Source organism: Gluconacetobacter sp. (assembly GCF_047721585.1).
Taxonomy (GTDB): domain Bacteria; phylum Pseudomonadota; class Alphaproteobacteria; order Acetobacterales; family Acetobacteraceae; genus Gluconacetobacter; species Gluconacetobacter dulcium.
The window spans coordinates 1-2,900 of the sequence record NZ_JBDNXE010000229.1 but is presented as its reverse complement, the minus strand read 5'-3'; the positions used below and the strand labels follow the sequence as shown (position 1 = coordinate 2,900).

Genomic DNA, 2,900 nt, shown 5'->3' with positions numbered 1-2,900 from the left:
GCTGGTGGGGGCGCGGCGGGGGCGGGGCGTGCCAGCCAGTCGATGGGCGTGTCGTCCAGCGCCGTGTCGGCGCCCCATTCGCCATAAAGCCGCAGCAGGGCGAGTGCGTCCATCATGCTCTCCGGGCCTTCCGCGCGGTGGTCGATCCGCCGGAGGGAGGACCGGCGAACTGGGGTTTGGCAGTTTTACCCCACGCGCGGTAGGGTCCGCCATCATGCAGCGTTTCTGCTCCTTTTGCGCGTTTCTTCTGGCGCTGGCGGCGCCGGCCGGCCCCCTCCTTGCGCGGGAGGGGGTGGGCCAGCCCGTGTCGGCCGTGAAACCCGCGCCCGCGCCCTGGCCGGAGGGCATTGACGGGCCGTACCTGGTGGGCACCGTCGCGGCGCTGGAAGGCGACGATGACGTGGCGGCGCGCGCGTTTCGTCAGGCGGCGCAACTTGCGCCCGGCGAACCGGCCCTGCTGCGGCGGGCCTTTCTGTATAGTGCCCTCGCGGGCGACGATTCGGCTGTCGCGCTGGCCGGGCGCCTGCCGGGCCAGGCGCTGGCCGAACTGGTGATGGGCAATGCGGCGGTGCGGACCGCGCACTGGGCCGATGCGCAGGCGCATTACGACCGGGTGCGCAAGGACCCGCTGCTGGCGACCATCCGCCCGCTGCTGACGGCCTGGACCCTGCTGGGAGCCGGCCAGGGCGAGCGCGCGCTGGCCGAACTCGACCCGCTGGTGGCCGACCGCGACCTTGGGGGGTATTACGCCGTTCATGCCGCGCTGATCGCCCAGGCCGCCGGCAGGCCCGAGCAGGCTGCGCGGTATGCGCGCACGGCGCTGGCCACCCCGGCGGCGGGCCATGACCTGTTCACCGTGCTGGCGCTGGGGCACTGGCTGGTGGGCCAGGGGCAGCGCGCGCAGGCGGAGCGGCTGGTCGACGGGCTGCTCGCCGGGGCGCCCGGCCTGGCGCTGTCTCGGCAGGGGATCCTGACCGCGATGGACCGCGCCGCGCCGGCCGCGCCGTGCCAGGGGATCGCGCAGGCCTATGCCTTCCTCTCCGGGCTGGTGGGGCAGGAGGTGGCGCGGATGGCCGATCCGTCGGGGCGGCTGGCCCATGATGGCGGGTTGCGGGACATGCGCATGATGATGCTGCGTTTCGCGCTGGGGCTGGACCCGGCGGTGGGACAGGCGCGGCTGATGCTCTCGGCGCTGCAATACGAAGCCGGCCAGGCGGTGGCGGCGCGCGACACGCTGGCGGGCGCCGTGCCGGACGATCCGCTGGGTTCGGTCATCCAGCTTCAGCGCGCGCGGCTCGATGCCGCCACCGGGCGGTGGGACGAGGCGAACGCGGCGCTGCTTCGCCTGACGGCCGCCCAGCCCGGCCAGCCGCGGATCTGGCAGACGCTGGGCGACCTGCAATCGGACCGGCAGGACTGGCAGGGGGCCGAAGCGTCCTACAGCCGCGCGATCGCGGCGACGGGGCATCTGACGGGCGCGGACTGGCCGCTGCTGTTCGGCCGCGCCGCCGCTTATGACCGGCTGGATCGCTGGCCGCAGGCGCAGGCCGACCTGGAGCACGCGCTGACCCTGGCGCCCGACGAGGTGCTGCTGCTGAATTATCTGGGCTATTCGCTGGTGCAGCAGGGGCGGGATCTGCCCCGCGCCGAGTCTCTGCTGCGTCGGGCCGTGGCGCTGGAGCCGCAGAACGCCGCGATCCGCGACAGTCTGGGCTGGGCGCTGGTCCGGCGGGGGCATGTGGCCGAGGGCGTGGTGATGCTGGAACGCGCGGCGGAGCAGACGCCCGAGGATCAGGCGGTCAATTACCATCTGGGCGTGGCCTATCAGGAGTCCGGCCGGCTGCGCGAGGCGATCAACCAGTGGCATTTCGCCCAGGGGCTGCCGGCCAGCGATCCGGCCGATGCCGGGCGGATCAGCGCCGCCCTTGCGGACGCTGCGCGTTCGGTCCATCAGGTCGAGCCGCCCGTTCAGGCACCGTCGGGCCAGAAGAAGGACTGAAATGCCCGTGACAGGGACCCTGTACGAATCCGCGCACGCGAAGATCAACCTCTACCTGCACGTAACGGGCCGTCGGCCGGACGGCTATCACCTGCTGGACAGTCTGGCCGTGTTTACCGGCGCGGGCGACAGGCTGGCCCTGCATCCCGGCCACGGCGGGGCCGGGGCGGTCTCGCTGGATATTGCCGGCCCGTTCGGTGCCGGACTGGTGGCCGATGCGGACAGCAACCTGATCCTGCGCGCGGCGCGGCTGCTGCGGGCGGAAATCGGCGGCACCGACGGGCTGGAGCCGGTGCGTGTGGTCCTGGACAAGATGCTGCCGGTCGCCTCGGGCATCGGTGGCGGGTCGGCCGATGCGGCGGCGGCGCTGCGCCTGCTGCTGCGTGCCTGGCCCGGCAATGTGCCGCGCGAGCGGCTGATGGCGCTGGCGACCGAGCTGGGGGCGGACGTGCCTGTCTGCATCGACCAGCGCGCCGCCCGGATGGGGGGAATCGGCGAGCGGCTGGACTCCGCGCCCTCCCTGCCGGCCTGCGGGATCATGCTGGTGAATTGCGGCGAGGCGGTTTCCACGCCCGCCGTGTTCCGCGCGCGGGCGCCGGTCTTCACGCCGGCGGCGAGCCTGCCTTCCGCCTGGCCCGACGTGACGGCGATGGTGCGGGATCTTTCAGGTTTGACCAACGATCTTCAGGACGCGGCCTGTGCCATCTGCCCGACGATCCGCACGGTGCTGGATGTGCTGGAGGCCGTGCCCGGCTGTCGGCTGGCGCGCATGAGCGGCTCGGGCGCGACCTGTTTCGCGTTGTTCGACTCGCCGCAGGCGGCCCAGGACGCGCAGGCGGCGGTGGAACGGCCCGGCTGGTGGGTGTGGGCGGGGCCGCTTCACGCCTGACTGTGTCCGGAC

The 2,900-nt window shown here is 73.2% G+C and carries 2 protein-coding genes; both read left to right on the top strand.

Translation table 11 applies throughout. The features are described from left to right. Positions 1 to 214 precede the first annotated feature (214 nt). Positions 215 to 1,999, top strand: coding sequence for a tetratricopeptide repeat protein (locus tag ABF821_RS20575; protein ID WP_415531417.1), 1,785 nt, complete (start codon positions 215 to 217; stop codon positions 1,997 to 1,999). Between the two features lies 1 nt (position 2,000). Then, positions 2,001 to 2,888: a 4-(cytidine 5'-diphospho)-2-C-methyl-D-erythritol kinase gene (locus ABF821_RS20570; protein WP_415531416.1), complete on the top strand. Its 888-nt coding sequence runs from the start codon at positions 2,001 to 2,003 to the stop codon at positions 2,886 to 2,888. The last annotated feature ends 12 nt before the right edge of the window (positions 2,889 to 2,900 follow it).